Origin of the sequence: Halomonas sp. HNIBRBA4712 (assembly GCF_043558675.1) — a bacterium.
Classification (GTDB): Bacteria; Pseudomonadota; Gammaproteobacteria; order Pseudomonadales; family Halomonadaceae; genus Vreelandella.
This window is the reverse complement of record NZ_JBIFXR010000023.1, coordinates 1-1,066: the sequence shown is the minus strand read 5'-3', so window position 1 is coordinate 1,066 and position 1,066 is coordinate 1. Positions and strand designations below refer to the sequence as shown.

The 1,066-nt window shown below is 57.6% G+C and carries 1 rRNA gene; it reads right to left on the bottom strand.

What is annotated here, in order from left to right:
• Positions 1-34: 34 nt before the first annotated feature.
• Positions 35-1,066, bottom strand: a 23S ribosomal RNA gene (locus ACGK9R_RS17155); the annotation flags it as partial.

Sequence of the window (1,066 nt, the reverse complement as noted above, 5' to 3'; positions counted from 1 at the left end):
TCGTCACTGCGCGACCGGACCCCTTGGGTGTTATAGGGTCAAGCCTCACGGGCCATTAGTACACGTTAGCTCAACGCCTTGCGGCGCGTCCACACCGTGCCTATCCACCAGCTGGTCTTGCTGGGCCCTTCAGGAGGATCAAAGTCCTCGGGGATGTCTCATCTTGAAGGGGGCTTCCCGCTTAGATGCCTTCAGCGGTTATCCCGTCCGCACATAGCTACCCGGCAGTGCCACTGGCGTGACAACCGGAACACCAGAGGTGCGTCCACTCCGGTCCTCTCGTACTAGGAGCAGCCCTTCTCAAACATCCAGCGCCCACGGCAGATAGGGACCGAACTGTCTCACGACGTTCTAAACCCAGCTCGCGTACCACTTTAAATGGCGAACAGCCATACCCTTGGGACCGACTTCAGCCCCAGGATGTGATGAGCCGACATCGAGGTGCCAAACACCGCCGTCGATGTGAACTCTTGGGCGGTATCAGCCTGTTATCCCCGGAGTACCTTTTATCCGTTGAGCGATGGCCCTTCCATGCAGAACCACCGGATCACTAGAACCTGCTTTCGCACCTGCTCGACGTGTCTGTCTCGCAGTCAAGCACCCTTATGCTCTTGCACTCATTGCACGATGTCCGACCGTGCTGAGGGTACCTTCGTGCTCCTCCGTTACTCTTTGGGAGGAGACCGCCCCAGTCAAACTACCCACCACACACTGTCCTCGACCCGGATGACGGGTCGGAGTGAGAACATCGATGATGCCAGGCCGGTATTTCAAGGGTGGCTCCCCCGCCGCTGGCGCGACGGGTTCAAAGCCTCCCGGCTATCCTACACAGGCAACATCAATATCCAGTGTGAAGCTATAGTAAAGGTTCACGGGGTCTTTCCGTCTAGCCGCGGGTACACCGCATCTTCACGGCGATTTCAATTTCACTGAGTCTCGGGTGGAGACAGCGTGGCCATCATTACGCCATTCGTGCAGGTCGGAACTTACCCGACAAGGAATTTCGCTACCTTAGGACCGTTATAGTTACGGCCGCCGTTTACCGGGGCTTCGATCAGGAGCTTCG